17 protein-coding genes are annotated in these 19,702 nt (G+C 58.4%); 10 read left to right on the forward strand and 7 right to left on the reverse strand.

Annotation, left to right across the window (positions count from 1 at the left end; genetic code table 11):
• Window positions 1-10: 10 nt before the first annotated feature.
• The 6 genes from tsaB (at window position 11) to tsaD (ending at window position 6,078) form a co-directional block, all read left to right on the forward strand.
• Window positions 11-682 carry a tRNA (adenosine(37)-N6)-threonylcarbamoyltransferase complex dimerization subunit type 1 TsaB gene (gene tsaB / locus H2O65_RS02620; protein WP_182142058.1) on the forward strand — a complete coding sequence of 224 codons (672 nt, stop codon included), beginning with the start codon at window positions 11-13 and terminating at the stop codon, window positions 680-682.
• A complete protein-coding gene (rimI, locus tag H2O65_RS02625) occupies window positions 683-1,123 on the forward strand; it encodes a ribosomal protein S18-alanine N-acetyltransferase (protein WP_182142059.1) in 441 nt (146 codons plus the stop codon).
• A gap of 220 nt (window positions 1,124-1,343) precedes the next feature.
• Window positions 1,344-2,045, forward strand: a complete 702-nt coding sequence (locus H2O65_RS02630; RefSeq protein WP_182142060.1) for a succinate dehydrogenase cytochrome b subunit — start codon at window positions 1,344-1,346, stop codon at window positions 2,043-2,045.
• 22 nt (window positions 2,046-2,067) lie between these two features.
• The gene (locus tag H2O65_RS02635) at window positions 2,068-4,050 is read left to right on the forward strand and encodes a fumarate reductase/succinate dehydrogenase flavoprotein subunit (protein ID WP_182142061.1); all 1,983 of its coding nucleotides are present in this window, start codon (window positions 2,068-2,070) and stop codon (window positions 4,048-4,050) included.
• Window positions 4,047-4,790 (forward strand): succinate dehydrogenase/fumarate reductase iron-sulfur subunit, encoded by a 744-nt coding sequence (locus H2O65_RS02640; RefSeq protein WP_182142062.1) that lies wholly within the window; start codon window positions 4,047-4,049, stop codon window positions 4,788-4,790. The genes H2O65_RS02635 and H2O65_RS02640 overlap by 4 nt, the downstream gene beginning before the upstream one ends.
• Window positions 4,791-5,037: 247 nt before the next feature.
• The gene (gene tsaD, locus H2O65_RS02645) at window positions 5,038-6,078 is read left to right on the forward strand and encodes a tRNA (adenosine(37)-N6)-threonylcarbamoyltransferase complex transferase subunit TsaD (protein ID WP_182142063.1); all 1,041 of its coding nucleotides are present in this window, start codon (window positions 5,038-5,040) and stop codon (window positions 6,076-6,078) included.
• Window positions 6,079-6,087: 9 nt separating this feature from the next.
• Here the strand turns inward: tsaD and H2O65_RS02650 are convergent, their stop codons facing one another.
• Window positions 6,088-7,290, reverse strand: coding sequence for a glutamate--cysteine ligase (locus tag H2O65_RS02650; RefSeq protein ID WP_182142064.1), 1,203 nt, complete (start codon window positions 7,288-7,290; stop codon window positions 6,088-6,090).
• A gap of 306 nt (window positions 7,291-7,596) precedes the next feature.
• On the opposite strand from H2O65_RS02650, the gene groES reads away from it, so the two are divergent.
• Window positions 7,597-7,890 carry a co-chaperone GroES gene (gene groES, locus H2O65_RS02655; RefSeq protein WP_182142065.1) on the forward strand — a complete coding sequence of 98 codons (294 nt, stop codon included), beginning with the start codon at window positions 7,597-7,599 and terminating at the stop codon, window positions 7,888-7,890.
• A 108-nt stretch (window positions 7,891-7,998) separates the two neighbouring features.
• Here the strand turns inward: groES and H2O65_RS02660 are convergent, their stop codons facing one another.
• Window positions 7,999-8,295 (reverse strand): WhiB family transcriptional regulator, encoded by a 297-nt coding sequence (locus H2O65_RS02660; protein WP_259349562.1) that lies wholly within the window; start codon window positions 8,293-8,295, stop codon window positions 7,999-8,001.
• Window positions 8,296-8,658: 363 nt separating this feature from the next.
• On the opposite strand from H2O65_RS02660, the gene guaB reads away from it, so the two are divergent.
• On the forward strand, window positions 8,659-10,176 hold the full coding sequence (gene guaB / locus H2O65_RS02665) for an IMP dehydrogenase (RefSeq protein ID WP_182142066.1): 1,518 nt from the start codon (window positions 8,659-8,661) through the stop codon (window positions 10,174-10,176).
• 769 nt (window positions 10,177-10,945) lie between these two features.
• Here the strand turns inward: guaB and H2O65_RS02670 are convergent.
• Window positions 10,946-11,710 (reverse strand): exonuclease domain-containing protein, encoded by a 765-nt coding sequence (locus H2O65_RS02670; RefSeq protein ID WP_182142067.1) that lies wholly within the window; start codon window positions 11,708-11,710, stop codon window positions 10,946-10,948.
• An 86-nt stretch (window positions 11,711-11,796) separates the two neighbouring features.
• Here H2O65_RS02670 and H2O65_RS02675 point away from each other — a divergent pair, with 86 nt between their 5' ends.
• The gene (locus H2O65_RS02675; protein WP_182142068.1) at window positions 11,797-12,921 is read left to right on the forward strand and encodes a GuaB3 family IMP dehydrogenase-related protein; all 1,125 of its coding nucleotides are present in this window, start codon (window positions 11,797-11,799) and stop codon (window positions 12,919-12,921) included.
• A gap of 98 nt (window positions 12,922-13,019) precedes the next feature.
• A complete protein-coding gene (locus H2O65_RS02680) occupies window positions 13,020-14,414 on the forward strand; it encodes an aspartate ammonia-lyase (protein ID WP_182142069.1) in 1,395 nt (464 codons plus the stop codon).
• 137 nt (window positions 14,415-14,551) lie between these two features.
• On the opposite strand, the gene H2O65_RS02685 is transcribed toward H2O65_RS02680, so the two are convergent.
• The 4 genes from H2O65_RS02685 to pta are packed head-to-tail and all read right to left on the reverse strand — an operon-like array spanning window position 14,552 to window position 19,669.
• The gene (locus H2O65_RS02685) at window positions 14,552-14,812 is read right to left on the reverse strand and encodes a hypothetical protein (protein WP_182142070.1); all 261 of its coding nucleotides are present in this window, start codon (window positions 14,810-14,812) and stop codon (window positions 14,552-14,554) included.
• Window positions 14,809-16,944 carry an NAD(+) synthase gene (locus H2O65_RS02690; RefSeq protein WP_182142071.1) on the reverse strand — a complete coding sequence of 712 codons (2,136 nt, stop codon included), beginning with the start codon at window positions 16,942-16,944 and terminating at the stop codon, window positions 14,809-14,811. Before H2O65_RS02690 ends, H2O65_RS02685 begins: the two co-directional genes overlap by 4 nt.
• 5 nt (window positions 16,945-16,949) lie before the next feature.
• Window positions 16,950-18,143, reverse strand: coding sequence for an acetate/propionate family kinase (locus tag H2O65_RS02695; protein ID WP_182142072.1), 1,194 nt, complete (start codon window positions 18,141-18,143; stop codon window positions 16,950-16,952).
• A complete protein-coding gene (gene pta, locus H2O65_RS02700) occupies window positions 18,143-19,669 on the reverse strand; it encodes a phosphate acetyltransferase (protein WP_182142073.1) in 1,527 nt (508 codons plus the stop codon). Before pta ends, H2O65_RS02695 begins: the two co-directional genes overlap by 1 nt.
• Window positions 19,670-19,702 lie beyond the last annotated feature (33 nt).

Here is a 19,702-nt window from a genome sequence, read left to right on the forward strand (position 1 = left end):
AAGGAATGCAGTGCGTTCGCTTTGTATTGACACTTCAGTTAGCGCCACGATCGCCCTCGTAGAAGACGGGGTCACTCTTGGCCAAGCAACCGACCCGGACTCCCGCCACCAGGCGGAGGGTTTGGGGATGTTACTCGAAAACGTCCTCCTCAGCGCAGGCGTTACCGCAGGTGCGGGCTCGGCCAACATTGAGCAGATTGTCGTTGGCGTGGGGCCGGGGCCATTTACGGCGTTGCGCGCAGGGATTGCCTTCGCCTCCGCCCTGGGTCGAGGCCTGGGGGTGCCTGTCTTGGGAGTGCCCAGCCTGGACGTCCTCGGATCGCAGGCTGCGAGGGAGCACCCCGGCGGGGACGTCCTCGTCCTGACCGATGCTAAGAGGCGTGAGGTCTACTTTGCGCTGTATACGAAGGAGGGCGGAACCCCTGGGGTAGGCCCGCAGGTTGGCAAATTGGCGGATGCATTGAAGCTGGCTGATGCAAGTGGTGCCCGAGTGTTCTTCTCAGGTGTGCGCCCGCCCCACCTCTTGGATGACCTTGAGTCCTCGAGTGCCGTTGACCTGACGCTTGATCCCGCGGTGCTAGCCACGGTCGTTCAGGAACGGACGACACAGAATCCCCAGGCGTCCTTTCCCTTAGAGCCTCTCTATCTGCGCCGTCCCGATATTCAGGGTGGAACAGCCTAAGTGGAGGTCGAGTTCCGCAGACTAACCGCGACCGACGTGGCAAAGGTGCATGAGATTGAGAAGGCAGTGTTTCCCGCCGAGGCCTGGTCGGAGCGCCTCATTAGAGAAGAACTGACCAGCCGCTGGGGACACTATATCGGGGCATTCATGGGGGAGAGCCTCATCGGGTACGGTGGAATAAAGGGAGCCCATGAGGGTGATCTGATGACGCTTGCGGTCAGTGCTGACTACCGCCGTCTTGGCTTGGGGAGGCAGATTGTTGAGCTCCTCTTAGAGCAGGCGCGGGCGGCGGGGATTGGTGAGCTGTTTCTTGAAGTTCGCGTTTCGAATGACCCCGCGCGGGCGTTATATCAAGAGCTGGGTTTTGCCCCGGTTGGCGTGATCGCGAACTACTACCGCGACCCCGTAGAAGATGCGGTTGCGATGAGGATTGAGCTCTAGGTCATCTTTCAGGTATTTCCGTAAGCCGGTGTTACGTAATCACCTTCTCAAAGTGGAATTCTGAGGTGCTATCGTGGCGAGATTTCGAGTGTCGTTGTCATCTTGATGATGGCGTTTTCCCGCGGAACTCCAAGGATGTGTCATGCTTAACGCCTCCCGCCTGCCGCATATGGTTGAAGGTCCCGGGTGCGAGTGAGATTCGCTTATTAGGGTAATTCCCATGGCCACAAATACTGTCGCAATCAAGAGGCGGCGAGCTTGGACCACCACTGTATTTATCAAACAGTTGATGGCGCTCTCCGGACTGTTCCTCGTTCTGTTCCTTCTGTTCCATGCCTATGGAAACCTCAAGCTGTTTATTGGAGCTGAGGCTTACGATCACTACGCACACTGGTTAAAGGGAGAGGCGTTCTACCCGATTTTCCCCAAGGGCACGTTCATCTGGGTCTTCCGCGCGCTCATGGTCGCTGCGATCGGCATCCACATCTTCAGTGCGTTCTACACCTGGTACAAGTCAAAGAAAGCCCGCAAGCACCAGTACGCGGTGAAGAAGAGTGCTGTTGACGCTTATGCGGCACGCACCATGCGTATCACCGGTGTGCTACTGATCTTCCTGATCGTGTTCCACCTCCTGCAGTTCACGACGCTGACAATTCGCACAGGCTTTACTGCAGAAGCGACGCCATACGAGATGGTGATTGCCTCGTTCCAGCAGCCGTGGATCTTTGTGGTTTACCTGATCTTCGTCTCGCTGGTCACGGCTCACGTTGGGCACGGTTTCTGGTCTGCATTCCAGACCATGGGGTGGGTCCGAAAGAACACGCGAACCTTCATGTTGTGGCTGTCCGGCATAGTTGCTGGCGTCATCTTCGTGATGTTCATGCTGCCCCCGTTGTTCATCGCCACCGGCGTCATCCACTAGGCGCACAGAGGATATAGAGAAAATGACTAACGACAAACTAGTTGATGGCCTCTACCGTCTTGGCGACGATATTGAGGACACTAAGGCACCGAAGAATGTGCCGCTTGACAAGGTCTGGCAGACACGCAAGGCCGAAGTCAAACTGGTCAACCCGGCCAACCGGCGCAAGCGCAGCATCATCGTGGTGGGAACCGGGCTTGCCGGTGCCTCCGCGGCCGCCTCGCTTGGTGAGCAGGGCTACCAGGTTGACGCCTTCTTCTATCAGGATTCCGCGCGACGCGCGCACTCCATTGCAGCTCAGGGTGGCATCAATGCCGCTAAGGACTACCGCAATGATGACGACAGCGTCTACCGCCTGTTCTATGATACGGTAAAAGGCGGCGACTACCGGTCACGCGAATCTAACGTCTACCGTCTCGCCGAATGCTCGGTCAACGTCATCGACCAGGCAGTTGCCCAGGGCGTCCCGTTTGCCCGCGAGTATGGCGGATACCTCGATACCCGTTCATTCGGTGGTGTTCAGGTTTCCCGTACGTTCTACGCACGTGGTCAAACAGGCCAGCAGCTTCTGATCGGTGCTTACCAGGCACTGGAGAGGCAAGTCGCAGCGGGCACCGTGCGTGAGCACTCACGCCATGAGATGGTTGAACTGATTATCTCTGAGGGTCGTGCTCGTGGCATCGTCTGCCGCAACATGGTCAATGGTGAACTTGAGACCTACACGGCAGATGCTGTGGTCCTGGCTACCGGTGGCTACGGTAACGTCTTCTTCCTTTCGACAAATGCGATGGGTTGCAATGCCACGGCAATCTGGCGTGCATACAGGAAGGGCGCCTACTTCGGAAACCCCTGCTTCACACAGATCCACCCGACCTGCATCCCGCAGCACGGAGACCAGCAGTCGAAGCTGACTCTCATGTCTGAGTCGCTCCGTAATGATGGGCGAATCTGGGTTCCTAAGAATGTAGCCGACTGCGATAAGGATCCAAGGGACATCCCCGAAGAGGATCGTGACTACTACCTCGAACGTATCTACCCCGCGTTCGGCAACCTTGTTCCACGTGACATTGCTTCGAGGCAAGCCAAGAACATGTGCGATGCGGGTCTGGGCGTTGGTCCTAAGGTCAACGGTGAGCGTCGCGGTGTTTACCTTGACTTCCAGGACGCGATTGACCGCTTGGGTAAGGACGCCGTTTCTGCAAAGTACGGCAACCTCTTCGACATGTACGAGAGGATCACGGCAGAGGATCCATACTCGGTTCCCATGCGTATCTACCCCGCAGTTCACTTCACAATGGGTGGCCTGTGGGTTGACTACGACCTCGAATCGAACGTTCCGGGCCTCTACGTTGCCGGTGAGGCGAACTTCTCTGATCACGGTGCGAACCGACTCGGCGCGTCCGCACTGCTTCAGGGTCTGGTGGATGGCTACTTTGCCCTTCCAGCAGTCATGTGTGACTACCTGTCCGGAGCGGCATCGTTCCCCGTGGTTGATGACTCCACTCCAGCAGTGGTTGAAGCCAAGGCTGCGGCCCAGGCACAGATCGACCGGATGATGAGCATTCAGGGCAATCGTTCCGCGGACTCGTTCCACAAGGAACTTGGCCACATCATGTGGGAACGTTGCGGCATGTCCCGCACCCGTGAGGGGTTGCTTGAGGCCATCGACATGATCCGGGAGCTCCGCAAGGAGTTCTGGACAAACCTTCGGGTTCCGGGCAAGACGGTCGGCGAGATGAATCAGTCGCTTGAGAAGGCTGGGCGTGTTGCTGACTTCCTCGGCCTCGGTGAGCTGATGTGCATTGATGCTCTGAACCGTGAAGAGTCCGCAGGTGGACACTTCCGCGAGGAATCGCAGACGGAAGAGGGCGAAGCGAAGCGTGACGATGAGAACTTCCTCTTCGTTTCAGCATGGGAGTGGACGGGTGAGGACACACCCCCAATCTTGCATAAAGAGAACCTCACGTACGAGAACATCGAGTTGAAACAGCGGAGCTACAAGTGAACCTGAAACTACGAATTTGGCGCCAGGAGACTCCCGATGTCGATGGTGCGATGGTTGAGTATGAAGTGCGGGGGGTTTCTGAAGATTCCTCTTTCCTCGAAATGCTCGACATTCTGAACGAAGAGCTTTTTGCTCGCGGCGAGGATCCAGTCGCGTTTGACTCAGACTGCCGTGAAGGCATCTGTGGTCAGTGTGGGATCGTCATCAACGGCATTGCCAACGGCCCTGAACAGACCACAACCTGTCAGTTGCATATGCGCTCATTCAATGATGGTGACACAATCACGATCGAACCGTGGCGTGCAACGGCTTTCCCAATCATTCAGGACCTGGTTGTCAACCGCCGGGCATTTGACCGAATCATTCAAGCCGGTGGCTACGTTTCTGTGAACACAGGTGCCGCACCGGATGCGAATGTGACTCTGATTCCGAAGCCTGAAGCGGATCGCGCGTTTGAAGCGGCTGCCTGCATTGGCTGCGGCTCCTGTGTGGCTGCGTGCCCCAATGCGTCGGCCATGCTGTTTACAGCAGCAAAGGTTACTCACCTGGGTCTGCTTCCGCAGGGACATCCAGAGAACCTGAGCCGCGTGGTGAACATGCTGAACCAGATGGACGAAGAAGGCTTCGGCGGTTGCACGAACATTGGTGAATGCTCAGCAGTTTGCCCCAAGGAGATTCCTTTGGACGTTATCTCAACCCTGAACCGCCAGCTCAGCAAGGCAACCTTCAAGGGATTGTAGGCAAATCTAGGTCTCGGCCGGGACATCGCGGGTTTCTCCGCGAGATGTAAACTCTCGTGGTCTTCCGCGAAAGATAACTCTTCCCGGTCGTCCGCGAAATGTATACGGCGGGACAAGAAGTGGGTCTGGGGTGCATACCCCAGACCCACTTTGCTTCCCCACATATACATTTCACGGCAGGGGCTTGAGGTGTGGCGTGATGCCGGGCGCATACCGCCTAGGTGCGGCAGGCGGGTAAGCTCTTTTCGTGAACTCTGCACCCCTGATCCTCGGAATTGAATCGACATGCGACGAAACTGGCGTCGCGCTGGTCCGTAACAAGACTCTGCTTACCGACGTAACAGCCACCTCCATGGATCAACACGTGAGGTTTGGCGGCATCATCCCAGAGATTGCTTCGCGGGCCCACCTTGAGAGCTTTCTCCCCGCACTTGATTCCGCCCTCGAGCAAGCGGGTGTGAAGTTGAGTGACGTTGATGCGATTGCTTGCGCAGCCGGGCCCGGCTTGGTCGGCTCCCTGACTGTTGGAATCACGTCCGCAAAGGGTCTAGCAGCTGCGCTTGGTGTTCCTCTCTACGGTGTCAACCACGTGATTGGCCATCTCGCAATCGACATGTTCGAACACGGCTCGCTTCCTGACCGCTTCATCGGGTTGGTTGCATCGGGGGGACACTCCAACCTGCTGCTCATTGAGGACCTCCCACACTCGGTAGTTGAGCTGGGTGGAACACTGGATGACGCCGCGGGAGAGGCATTTGACAAGGTTGGCAGACTCATGGGGCTGCCGTATCCGGCGGGACCACACATGGACCGATTGGCTGCCTCAGCGCAGGATCCAGACGCGATCCGCTTTCCCCGGGGTCTTGGCGCCGGAAAAGACAAAGAACGCTACAAGTACGACTTCTCATTCTCCGGGCTCAAGACCGCCGTGTCCCGCTACCTCAATGAGCATCCGGAGGCCGACCACGCCGAGGTCGCAGCGGCTTTCTCAGAGTCAATCAATGACTCGCTCACCGCGAAGGCTGTTCGAGCGGCTGTGGATAGCGGATGCAAAGCGATCGTCGTCGGCGGAGGTTTTGCCGCAAATTCTCGCCTCCGCTCACTGCTAGCGGAGCGTGCGGGCAAAGAAGGGATTGAAGTGCGGATCCCACCAATGCGGTACTGCACTGACAATGGCGCCCAAATCGCAGCCCTTGGGGCTCTGCTGGTAGAAGCCGGTCTCCCGCCCTCGCCCGCAGATTTTGGGCCCGATTCTGGAATGGAACTGGAACAGATTTACATGTCCTAGTTGAGGCCGCTAGATCCTACGCCCAGCCCCCGAGTGCCTGCCGTTAGACTGCCGAATCTCAGCAAACGCCTGCGGTGAGAGCGGGGAGTCGGCCCCCATTTCGGCCCTCATCAGTTCAACGACGTCATCAAAAGCATGCTTAGGGTTCGCCTCCGCAACAGCCCGTTGGCGCTGGTAGGACGCACCGAAGGTGAGAATCTGCCGGACTTTAGCGAGGCCGTCCGCGCAGCCGAGCCTCTCCGCTGTCGGTGCGAGATCCACCAGCATCTGCTCGACTGTGTCCCGAACGTGCTCCTCGTTCCCGTCCTCGTCCAAAATCAGGATTGCGTCCATTCCATAGCGCGCTGAACGCCATTTGTTCTCATCTGCGAACCACTGGGGGATCTCCGGCGTTTTCTCACCGGCGTCAATCATCGAAGAGTAGTACTCAACTAGGCAGTGTGCGAGCGACGCGACCGCCTCGACCTCAAGGATGTTCGTGCATGCGTCGAAAATCCGCACTTCGACGGTTCCCAGGCCTATCGAGGGGCGAATGTCCCAGCGCAGTTCGTCAAAGGAATCGATGACTCCCGTCTTGAGCATTCCGTCATGGTAGCGCTCGAGTTCGCTCCACTCGTGGAACTGTGGGGTCATGCCCGCAGTTGGCAGCTGCTGGAAAATCATCGCTCGGTTGGAGGCGTAGCCCGTGTCTTCGCCCGCCCAGAAAGGGGACGAGGCCGCAAGAGACTGCAGCTGGCCCGCACGGGTAACCAGTGCATTGACAATCGGAAGGACCTTGTCCCGGTCTTCTACTCCCACGTGAACGTGAACCCCGTAGAGCAGCATCTGGCGGCCCCAGTATTGCGTGCGGTCCACCAGTTCCGCGTAGCGCCGAGAGTCAGTGACGCGCTGGTAAGCAGGGCGTGCAAAGGGGTGCGTACCGGCGGAACTGAGGTCGATCCTCAACGCATCAGTAATCGGGCGTAGTGCTGTCACACCGTACCGGAGATCTTCAAGACACTCGCTAATCTTCGTGCGCTTTCCAGATGTGACCTCGGTTGTGTTGAGGAGCATCTCCCGGTGAATATGAGGCGAAAGCTCCTTATCTTCGCGAGCCTTTCGAATGACGGCATCCGCAGCTTGGCGCAAATCATTAGAGTCTTTGTCGACTAGTTGGAGCTCCCATTCCACGCCAACAGTTGAACGTTCCGATTGTGCAAAGTCGAGGGGCATGTCGGTAACCTCCGTGGGATCTAAGTGATCAGTGCGTTGGTGAACAGTGTGCCCGATTTTGGGCTTCGTCACTACCTTGAAACAGTGTAATGAACGCAGTTGACACCAGAGTGGGTAACGCTACAGGCTCCAGTTGGCACTCCGGTTGTTTGAGTGCCAACTGAGGCTTAGACTGGTTCCAGATCGAGGTCGTCCTTACCGGCTCCTCGATTAGTTTTGGAGTCTTGACCCCCGCGACGGCAAGGCACCCGGGCGTAAGCCCAACTGAGAATATGTTGTTACGACAGTTAGAAAGGGAGTGCGACAATGTCGATCTCCATTCAGCCGCTTGAGGACCGCGTGGTCCTTCGCACCGTAGACGCGGAAAAGACAACTTCGTCCGGCTTGGTAATCCCGGACACGGCAACCGAAAAGCCACAGCAGGGTGAAGTCCTTGCAGTTGGCCCCGGCCGCGTTGACGACGCCGGTAACCGCGTACCCATGGATGTTGCCGTGGGTGACACAGTCATCTACAGCCGTTACGGAGGCAACGAGGTAACCGTTTCGGGAGAGGATTTCTTGATTCTTTCTGCCCGCGACATTCTTGCCAAGATTGGCTAACAGGGCGGCTAAGTAAAGCAAAGCGGAGGTCGGACCGAGTTCTTCGGTCTGACCTCCGCATTCTTTTGCCTGCCTAGTGGGCTAGGGCAGGCATAGTTCGGCTGTCACCTAGCTTGCGAGGGTTTGCTCATTCAACGCGCGGATTTCCCGGCGGCGTTCCTCTTCGGTCAGGCCGCCCCAAATGCCGAAAGGTTCCCTGGCTGCTATCGAATGCGCTCTACACTCTGCCTGCACTGGGCAGCGGGCACAGACTCGCTTGGCTTGGGATGCGCGGCGTTTTCTTGATGGGCCACGCTCTCCCTCGGGGTGAAAAAAGAGTTCAGTGTCCATGTTCTGGCACGATCCCTGGTACTGCCATTCCCAGTTGTCGATGAGCGGTCCAGGTAGATGTGCGATTTCCGCCACTTTGAAACAACCCCCAAGATTTGGCACCAAAGATCCGGGGGTGTTGCTTATTCGCCCTCGGATAATCTCAACGAGTACTAGCGTAGGAAAGATCACCGTGGTTCTGCAAGGAAGTGACAGCAACTGGTACAACATTGCGCCGACAGCGTAGGCGTGTCGAAAATGCTTGCCACCAGTGCTTACAGGCATCTCAGATTTGCGCATAAATATGTCATGTAAGCGCACAGAACAGTCTCATGAAGCCCGTAGCAATACTTGGAACCGGAGGTCCTAAACGTAGTTCTGTGGTTGGGCCCACTCCCCGTATCTGCTGCGCCCCAGACGTGTGGACATGGCGTACAAACGGATCGCTAAACTACCTGTATGGCGCACTACCGCACAGATAAAATTGTTGGAACTGGACTCACCTACGACGACGTCTTACTCTTGCCGGAAGTAACGTCCGTCATCCCTTCAGATGTCGATACCTCAACCCTTGTTACACGTAATCTTCGTCTGCGAATCCCACTGCTCTCCGCTGCCATGGATACTGTTACAGAAGCCCGTATGGCGATTGCAATGGCTCGGCTTGGGGGGCTCGGTGTCATTCACCGTAATCTTCCAATTGAGGCGCAGGCTGACCAGGTGCGTTTGGTAAAGCGCAGCGAGTCCGGAATGGTGGCAGACCCCGTCACGGTCCCAGCTGACGCGACCATTGAACAACTTGATGAGCTTTGTGGGAAGTACAAGGTTTCCGGGCTGCCGGTAGTGGACGAGGGCGGTTACCTCCTCGGCATCATCACCAATCGAGACTTACGCTTTGTCCCTTCCTCCTTGTGGTCCACCACGACCGTTGCAGAGTGCATGACAAGAATGCCGTTGATAACGGGGCCCGCGGACATTAGTCGCGAGGATGCGAAGGCGCTGCTTCGCGAACACAGGGTAGAGAAGCTGCCGCTTGTTGATGGGGGTGGACGGTTAGCGGGACTGATCACCGTCAAAGACTTTGTTAAGACGGAGCAGTATCCCTCGGCATCGAAAGATGCGGCAGGCAGGCTTCTGGTTGCAGCCGCCGTTGGGTACTGGGGTGACGCCATGGAGCGTGCTGAAGCGCTGGCCAATGCGGGAGTTGACATTCTTGTTGTGGACACCGCAAACGGGGGTGCTGAGCTTGCCCTTGCGATGATCAAGCGGATCAAGGCTGACTCTGGATTCAGCGGCGTTGATGTGATTGGCGGAAATGTAGCGACGGAAGAGGGCGCTGGCGCACTCGTTGATGCGGGCGTCGATGCGGTCAAGGTGGGCGTTGGGCCGGGGTCCATTTGCACGACACGCGTTGTTGCTGGTGTTGGTGTTCCGCAGGTGACTGCTATTGACATGGCGTCTCGCGTCTGCGCTCCCGCTGATGTACCAATCATTGCTGACGGAGGATTGCAGTATTCAGGGGACATCGCTAAGGCGATAGTCGCCGGAGCGTCCACGGCCATGCTGGGTTCCCTGTTGGCTGGTTGTGAAGAAGCCCCCGGGGATCTTGTCTTCAGTGGCGGCAAGCAGTACAAGGTCTATCGTGGGATGGGCTCCATGTCGGCTATGAGCTCACGAGGTCGTAAGTCCTTCTCTAAAGACCGCTACTTTCAGGCGGAAGCGCAGAGTGATGATGAGCTGGTCCCAGAAGGTATTGAGGGGCAGGTCCCCTTCGCAGGCTCACTTGCAGCAAACGTGAATCAGCTGGTTGGTGGACTGCATCAGTCGATGTTCTACACGGGATCTTCGACCTTGGATGCCCTGCAAGCCAAGGGACGCTTGATCCGAATAACCGCCGCCGGCTTGCGAGAGTCGCACCCACATGACGTGACGATCACGGCTCAGGCCCCGAACTACAAGTCATCGAACACTTTCTAGCGGGCCTGTCGGGCTTTAAGGAGCGGGCTAGGCCTTAGTGAGCCGGTGGGGCTGGTATAACGGTGTGATGTGAGGTCGTGTTGCGCCAGACCGGCTCGCTAAGGCCCAAGTAGCTCCGGGATGCTGGATGACCCCGCAGCGGTGAGCGTCCCTCAGTGCTGGATCACTCCGCAGGGGTGAGCGCTCCGGCCGTCATCCGTGTGTGTCAAGCTGCCTGTGAGCCTGGGGTGGGAGATTGGGACCTTTGACTGTTGCGCCACAGGGTCTGCAGTGCCAGTGGTGGAAACTTGAGAACTGGCGACGGGCGCTTGGGCCCGACCTCTCAGAGCCTCCCAAGCATTACGGAGCGGGTTCTACCGTACGGAGCGAGTTCTGCCCGGCTTCTCCTTGAATCACGCCGTTATGTAAGCCAAACCCGCTCCGTAAGGCGTAACCCGCTCCGTTATGACGCGGGGTAGTGCCGGTACCAACCGCAACAACAAGCAAATGACAACCCACTGTCTCCAAACAGTTTGACAGCACGTGAAAACAGCCTTGCAGCCCGCGCATCGTGCGAAATGTATACGTGGGGACCCGAAGTGACCCTGGGGTATGCACCCCAGGCCGCCATCAGCACCCAACACATACATTTCACGAGTCGGGTGGGTCATCAACTATGAACCAGGTGGAGCGCCAACCACGAGTCCGGTGGGTCATCAACCACACAGCAGGCGGGACGCCAACCGCGAGTCGGGTGGAGCGCCAACCGCGGGTTGGGTAGGACTGCCGTCTAGAACCAGTTCCGCGAGATCGTTGTGGTGCGGCCCTGCTTCCTCAAATAGCCCTCAAAATCCTCTGCCCAGCGCGCATGGCTTGTCCTCTGGAAATCGTGAACCTCCGAGGCTGTCATCTCCGCGAGCACTGGGAACTTTGCGATAAGTGCCTCTGCCACTTTCAGGGTTAGTTCTGCGTCAACATGCGCCTGGTGTGTATCTGAAGGTAATTCGATCCCATACACGTTTGCGAGGTCGGAGAGCGTCCTCTTCCCCTTGCGAAACCTGTCAAGTGCGCGGTCGAGGACGAGAGGATCGATGATTGGCCCCACTTCCGTCCCCAATCGGGACCTGAGGGTTGGCACGTCATGACGCACAGCTTCTGCTTCGAGGAGGGGGATGTCGAAGCCAGCGTTGAACACCACAACGATTCCGCCACCACGGAAGTGTTCGGCCAAAGCGGCGACAACTTCCTCCGTAACCACTTCTACGGGTTGGCCGTGGCTGCGCGCGTATTCGGTTGTAATACCGTGGATTGCCGCGGCCGTGGGCGGAATCGCCACCCCGGGGTCCGCAAGCCAAGTGTGGTGTTCAAACGATGTGAGGTGCCGACCTTCGCCCTCGCCCGAAAGCGGACTCATGCGGTGGACTATTGCAGCGCTCACAAGCCGGTCCGTGTGCGGATTGACCCCCGTGGTCTCCGTGTCAAAGCCTGCCCAGGGGCGAGCGGCCCACGGCAGCTCCTGTAGATTCTGGGCGTCTGTCTGCGTCGTTTCTATCATGCTTCCATTCTCTACCAGGGTTCCGACAATCCGAACTACCGCCCTTAGTCCCCTCGCTCCGCTGAGACACCCAATAGACTGTATGGGTGAGCTATGAGGTAGAAATTGGTAGGGGAAAGCGTGGGCGTAGAGCTTACAGCTTGGACGATATTGCTCTGATACCAGCGCGTCGTACCAGGGACCCCGAAGATGTCAATGTCTCATGGCAGCTGGACGCATACCACTTGGATATTCCAGTGCTTGCAGCACCCATGGACTCCGTGATGAGCCCCAGCACAGCAGTTGAGATTGGTCGACTTGGTGGCGTTGGCGTCCTCGACCTCGACGGGCTGTGGACACGATATGAGGATCCACTTCCACTTCTGGAAGAGATTGTCCGGGCCCCGGATAGCGATATCACTTCGCGGCTCCAACAAATCTACTCCGCACCCATCAGGGACGAGCTGATTGGTCAGCGCCTTGAGGAGATGCGTGTTGCCGGCGTGACGGTGGCCGGGCGACTTTCCCCGCAGCGGACCCAACGGCACTGGCGAACTGCGGTCGAGGCCGGGATCGAGCTGTTCGTGATTCGTGGCTCCACGGTGTCTGCTGAACACGTCTCAAGCAGAAGTGAGCCCCTGAACCTCAAGCGCTTCATCTATGAACTGGACGTCCCTGTTGTTGTCGGGGGAGTGGCGACGTACACGGCGGCGCTGCACCTGATGCGTACGGGGGCGGCTGGTGTTCTGGTGGGATTTGGTGGCGGGGCCGCACATTCCACGCGTCAATCGCTAGGGATCCACGCGCCAAACGCGACGGCCATAGGCGATGTTGCGGCAGCTAGGCGCGATTACCTTGATGAATCGGGTGGTCGCTATGTCCACGTCATTGCCGATGGAGGTATGGGGCGAAGTGGTGACATGATCAAGGCTATCGCCTGTGGGGCTGATGCTGTCATGTTGGGGGCCGCCCTCGCACGCGCCACTGAAGCTCCGGGCCGTGGTTGGCATTGGGGTTCGGAAGCCACCCACCCCGAGGTACCCCGCGGACACCGGGCTCACGTGGGAACTGTGGGCACTTTTGAGCAGATTCTTTACGGTCCGTCGGTGCGTGACGACGGATACCTGAACTTCATCGGCGCCCTGAAGCGTGCGATGGCAACGACTGGATACGCAGAAGTGAAGGATCTGCAAAGGGTCGAGGTCGTGGTCAGCCCTTACAGACCAACGTAACAAAGACATGGCAAGCCGTTGCCTCAACACTCGGCCTGAACCAGCCGCAACCAAATCGGCATCAAACGTAATAGAGAAGCGATCTCAAGGAGAAAAACATGACGGAATACCGCATTGAGCACGACACGATGGGTGAAGTTAAGGTACCCAAGGATGCCCTCTACGCCGCACAAACCCAACGTGCCGTAGAGAACTTCCCGATTTCCGGTGAAACCCTCAAGCCCCACCACATTGCCGCCCTCGGACAGATCAAGCGTGCGGCTGCTCTAGCAAACCAGGAACTTGGTGTCGTCGACGGTGAGATCGCACAGGCAATCGTCGAGGCCTCAGATGAGGTAATCGCGGGCAAGCACGACAAAGAGTTCCCGATTGACGTTTTCCAGACAGGGTCCGGAACGTCCTCGAACATGAACACGAACGAGGTCGTGGCAAGCCTGGCATCAACCATTGCGGGTAAGTCAGTGCACCCCAACGACCATGTCAATGCTTCTCAGTCTTCGAACGACGTCTTCCCTTCGTCAATCCACATTGCCGCCTACCAGGCTGTAGTTGAGGTGCTTCTTCCGGGGCTGAAGACCCTGCAGAACTCGCTGGAAAACAAGGCTGTGGAGTTCGAGGGCGTCGTCAAGTCCGGCCGTACCCACCTCATGGATGCCACCCCAATCATGCTGGGCCAGGAGTTTTCAGGCTTCGCGCAGGCAATGAAGTACGGTGTTGAGCGGGTCGAGGGCGCACTGCCGAGGCTCGCGGAGCTTCCTCTAGGCGGGACAGCGGTCGGTACAGGGATCAACACGCCTGCGGGTTTCTCCGCTCGTGTTATTGAGCTGATTGCTGAGAACACGGGACTTCCTTTCACTGAAGCCCCGAACCACTTCGAGGCTCAGGCTGCGCAGGACTCCCTCGTGGAGCTTTCCGGGCAGCTGCGCACAGTTGCTGTTTCCCTGGTCAAGATCGCCAATGATCTGCGTTGGATGGGATCCGGCCCCCGCACGGGTCTGGGTGAAATCAGCCTTCCCGATCTGCAGCCAGGGTCGTCAATCATGCCGGGCAAGGTCAACCCCGTGCTGCCTGAAGCAACAGTCATGGTGGCAGGGCAGGTCATCGGTAATGATGCGGCTATTGCATTTGCGGGTTCGCAGGGCAACTTTGACCTGCTGGTGATGCTGCCGGTTATGGCTGCGAACCTCCTGCAGTCCATAAATATCCTGGGCAATGTTTCGCGCACCTTGGCCGACCGCTGCGTTGATGGAATCACCGCAAACGTCGAGGCATGCCGCCGCTATGCAGAGTCGTCACCCTCGATCGTCACGCCTCTTAACCGTCTGATCGGTTACGAGAATGCCGCGAAGATTGCCAAGCACTCGGTCAAGAACGATATGACTGTTCGCGAGGCCGTTGAGGACCTTGGATTCGTTGAGCGTGGGGAAGTCACTTCGGAGCAGCTCGACGCCGCGCTTGACGTCTACTCCATGACGGGTCCGAAGCAGAGCTAACCCGCTGCCCAAATGTATGTGTGGGGGCCCAATGTGCGTCTGGGGTATCGACCCCAGACGCACATTGGGCCCCGTCGTATACATTTGAGGACCCGCGCCTCTAAGGTCGCCGCTGTCGCCCGTGAAGCCCAGACGCGCTAGACCTGGGTTGTGCGACCTCTGTAGACCAGAATGCCTGTGAGGACGATGCCGACCAACGCAATCACAATGATGTAGCCAGCCGTCTGCAGCGCAGGGTATGTCGCCATCACTCCGAAGGTGAGGGCCTGAATCAGGGAAACCGCAGCCCCGCCCGTGTAGTAGGCGCGCTTCTTGGCGGGAGAAACCCTCGCGATTACCGCCAGGGCGCCCGCCAGAACACCGAACGCTACCGCCAAGACAAACACTAAGACAGTCATGCTTCCGGCGTCCCTTCGTCTTGGAGTCGCAGGTCTGGTTTAGTCGCTCTGGGGTCTGGTTCAGTCGCGCTGGGGTCCGGTTCCGGTGTGTTGGGCGTTGGCTCAAGCCCGTTGAGGTTGGCCTCGAGCTGTTCCAGCTCTGCAAGCCAAGGCGCGGCCAGTGCATCCGATGGCATCCGCCAGTCACCGCGCGGTGACAACGAGCCCCCGGCCATCACCTTCGGGCCATTCGGTAGCGTAGAACGTTTGTATTGACTGGTAAAGAACCGCCTGAAGAAAACCCCCAGCCACTTCACCATCTCAGCTCGCGAGTACTTCTCACCCCATGCAACCTCTTGCATGAAGAGTATCTTCGCCGGTCCGAACCCCGCATTCAGCAGGTGGTAGAGCGTGAAATCCTGCAGTTCGTACGGGCCGATAGCAGCCTCCGTCGACTGCCCGCCGCCATCGTTACCCGGCACCAGTTCTGGGGAAATTTCCGTGTTGAGAATGCTGGATAGCACGCCCGTGACCGACTTCCCGAAGGACTCGGAACTGATCACCCAGCGTAATACCTCTTGAATCATGGTCTTAGGAAGGCCGGCATTGACGCCATAGTGACTCATGTGGTCGCCAACGCCAAACGTGCACCACCCAAGCGCCAATTCAGACAGGTCACCCGTACCCACAACGATCCCGTGGTTCTGCCCTGCCAAGCGGAACAGGTAGTCAGTCCGCAGACCAGCCTGAACGTTCTCAAACGTCACGTCGTACACGGGCTGCCCTCCGCCAAAAGGATGACCCATTGCCGTGAGCATTGCGCGTGCAGCCGGACGTATGTCCAACTCCTCGAAAGTCACCCCGACCTCGTTGGAAAGGATCTCAGCATTCGTTCGCGTCTTCTCCGAAGTGCCGAAACCGGGCATGGTGAACGCGAGAATATCGCTGCGAGGACGCCCCAGCTCATCCATTGCACGCGCCGCAACAAGCAATGCGAGAGTCGAGTCAAGCCCGCCAGAGACTCCGATGATCAGCTTTGAAGTGTTGATGGCGACCATGCGCCGTACCAGGGCGCTCACCTGGATAGCCATCGCCTCTTCCGCCGGGGCATCCACCTGGGATTCGACACCGCCCATGAACGGGAAGCGAGCAATCGCACGGTGAACCCCGACATCGTGGCGCGGAGGCGCAAGTTCCACACTTACAACCGCAGGCGGCTCACCGACCTCGGCGGTGTGTGCGTTGTCTGCGAAAGTGTTCTGTTTGCGTCGCCGATTCACCAGCAGGTCCACGTCGACGTCCGCGACGGTGATGTCGAGGGCGGGACGGAACGTAGTGGTATGAGCAAGTGTCTGCCCGACCTCGCAAATCAAGGTTTCTCCATCCCACGCCAAATCGGTGGAGGACTCACCAAAGCCCGCCGCCGAATAGACGTAGGCCGCTAGAGAAGTGAGGGACTGGGCTGCAATCAGAGAGTGCCGCGTTGAGGTTCGCCCCACTGTCGCTGGGGAAGCCGACAGATTAGCGATGATGGTTGCCCCCTGGAGGGCAGCTACGGACGAGGGTGCAATGGGTACCCACACGTCCTCGCAAATCTCTACGGCCAGACGGAACCCCGGAAGATCGCTTGCTTCGACCTGGAAGGAGCCGAAGGGGAAGACGCCTTCCTCGCCCTCGGAATCCTCCACCAGTCGCCCATCCCAACGCGTCGCCTTCACTTCGCTGATTGCATCGAGAGTTGAAAAATACCGTTTCTCATAGAACTCGCTGTATGCAGGCAGGTGCATCTTGGGGGTGATTCCCAGGATTCGCCCTCGATGGACGACCACTGCGCAGTTGTAGAGGCGGTCGCGCAGTTCCAGGGGGGCGCCGAAAACCAGGATGGGGAAGAGGTCTGCCGAGGCAGCCACGATCTCATCGATTCCCAGGCGTACTGCCGCCAACAGGGGAGCGCTGAAAACCAGGTCATCTATGGAGTATCCGGTGAGTGTTAACTCAGGGAACACCGCAACCGCAACTGCCTCCTCATGACATGCCCGCGCAGCGCGAATTACCTCTGCTGCATTTGCGGACGGGTCGGCAAGGTGAACGGGCACAGTGACACCGCCAACGCGGACCAGCCCATGGCAATAGATTGACCTGTACGTATCCATCGGGGTTAGACCACCGTCATCGCTTGGGTGGCGATGGCGAGTTCTTCGTTGGTGGGGACGACCATGACACGCACGACGGAGCCCTTGCGAGAGATCGTGATGGCGTCGCGCGGGCGCTGACCGTTTGCCTCTTCGTCCAGAAGCAGTCCGAGAGGCTCAAGCCTTTGGCAGACCTCGCGGCGAAGATCAATATCATTTTCACCGATACCGGCCGTGAATGTGAGGACGTCGAGGCCGCCCATCTCCGCAGTGTAGGCACCGATGTACTTGACGATGCGGTTGACGTAGATGTTGAGGGCTTCGCGGGCACGCTTGCGGGCGCTGTGGTCACCGGAGCGGGCAATATCGCGAACCTGACGCATATCGTTGTCGCCGGTCAGTCCCTTCAGACCGGAACGGCGGTTCATCAGTTCGTCGACGTCATCAACTGACATTCCTGCGACGCGTTGCAAATAGAAGGTGACGGCCGGGTCAATATCACCGGTTCGGGTGCCCATCACCAGTCCCTCAAGTGGCGTCATGCCCATTGAAGTGTCCACGGCGTGATCGCCCACAATCGCAGACGCTGATGCGCCATTTCCGAGGTGGAGAACAATCTGCTTGAGGTCGCGGCCGCCAAGGATCTCAGAGACGCGTTTCGATACGAAGCGGTGTGAGGTTCCGTGGGCGCCATAGCGGCGGATTGAGTAGCGTTCCGCAATGTCGCGGTCGAGGGCGTAGAGGGCAGACTCTGGAGGAAGATCCTGGAAGAACGCGGTGTCGAACACGGCGACCTGGGGGATCTGCGGGAGGAGTTCTTGCGCAACCTTGATTCCAACCAGAGCCGGCGGGTTGTGCAGCGGTGCCAGTGTTGAGAGTTCATCAATAAGGCGAATCACCCGGTCGTCAACAAGCGCTGGGCCGTTGAAGTAACGGCCACCCTGAACAATGCGGTGACCGACCGCGACAATGTTTGCTTCTTCGAGTGGGGGGCCGACCTCTTCGAAGAGGTCGAGGATCATCTTCATGGCGTCAGCATGAGTGGGGATGGGTTCAGTAATGTCAACTTCGCGCACCGAGTAGCGGTGGTGCAGGTGTCCCACGTCCTCGCCAATGCGTTCCGCAAGCCCCTGAGCTACAGAATGCCCAGTGTCCGGATCGATTAGCTGGTACTTGAGGGATGAGGATCCGGAGTTGATAACCAATACGGTCTGAGGCATTACTTGTTTCCTTCTGCTTGTGCCTGGGCCTGGACGGCGGTGATTGCCACGGTGTTGACGATGTCTTCAGTTGTTGCGCCACGGGAGAGGTCGTTGATTGGTTTAGCCAACCCCTGAAGGATTGGGCCAACCGCGACGGCGCCCGCGGTGCGCTGCACGGCCTTGTAGGCGATGTTGCCCGAGTTGAGGTCTGGGAAGACGAGGACGTTTGCCGCGCCCGCGACAGGGGAGCCAGGGGCTTTTTGCTTGCCCGTCGTGGGATCGATGGCCGCATCAAACTGGAGTGGGCCCTCAATCGCCAAGTCAGGTGCAGCCTCCCGCGCCAAGTGCGTTGCCTCGGTAACCAGATCGGGTGAAGGGCCGGATCCCGACCCCAGGGTCGAGTAGGAAAGCAGTGCAACCTTGGGGTCAACACCAAAAGCTCTTGCTGTCTGCGCGCTAGAAAGCGCAATCTGCGCCATTTGCTCCGCGGTGGGGGAGACAACGACAGCGCAGTCACCAAACACCATGACCCGGTCAGACATGAGCATCAGGAAAGAGGAGGACACCAGGTTGACGCCGGGGGCCATCTTGATGATTTGGAATGCGGGGCGGATTGTGTCCGCGGTCGTGTGGGTCGCACCCGACACCATTCCGTCAGCGTCGCCCATTTTCACCATCATGGTGGCGAAGTAGGTCGGATCTGCAACGACCTTTCGTGCGTCCTCGACCGTCATGCCTTTTGCCGCGCGAAGTCGCGCCAGCTCTTCCGCGTACTTTTCGAAGTGGTTGGGGTCCGAAGTGGCCAGGATTGTGGCTCCGTCGATGTTCAGTCCGAGGGCGGAGGCCTTGGCACGGATCTCGCCCTCGTTCCCAATTAGGATGATGTCTGCAACACCCTGGGCAAGGAGCTCATCAGTTGCTGTGAGAATCCGCTCGTCCTCGGGCTCAGGAAGGACGATCCGTTGCCGGTTCGCCGCGGCTCGCTTGAGAAGGTCACCCTGAAATGCCAGTGGGGTAACAACGTCAGGCGCCGCTACAAGAAGGGAGTGGATGTCATCTGCCGCAAGCGGTGCGTCGAACACGGGGACTACGTCTTTAGAGATTGCAACACCTCGGGCGCCAGAGACAACAACGCCAGCCACGGTCGCGTGGTGCCTGCTTGCCCTAGCAAGGAAGGTAGTGATTTCCTGGTCCAGCAAATTCGCGCTCATTCCCGCCCCGTCCAGTGCATAAACAACGGACAGATCAGCACTTGCCGCCAGATCCAGGTTCCACCCCAGCAGGTCGAATGAGGGCGACGGAACGGCCCCGACACCCTGCACGATTACGGTGCCCTGCTGTGCCGAGCGTAGGGACACCACACTTTCGCCGAGGGCGGTCTTGGGATTCTTGACTAGGTCCGCGGTGGTTCCGCCCGAATAGGCATTGAAGACGCCCAGATCAGAACCCAGTTCGCCCTCTTCGAGGGTTGCTTGAAGATCTTCGAATACCTGGTTGACGACCTCTGCGGCCTCTGAACCTAAAACTATTAGACGTGAAGACACTGTTATTCCTTACTGGCCCAGTGAAGAGTTACA

Source organism: Schaalia sp. JY-X169 (genome assembly GCF_014069575.1).
Classification (GTDB): domain Bacteria; phylum Actinomycetota; class Actinomycetes; order Actinomycetales; family Actinomycetaceae; genus Scrofimicrobium.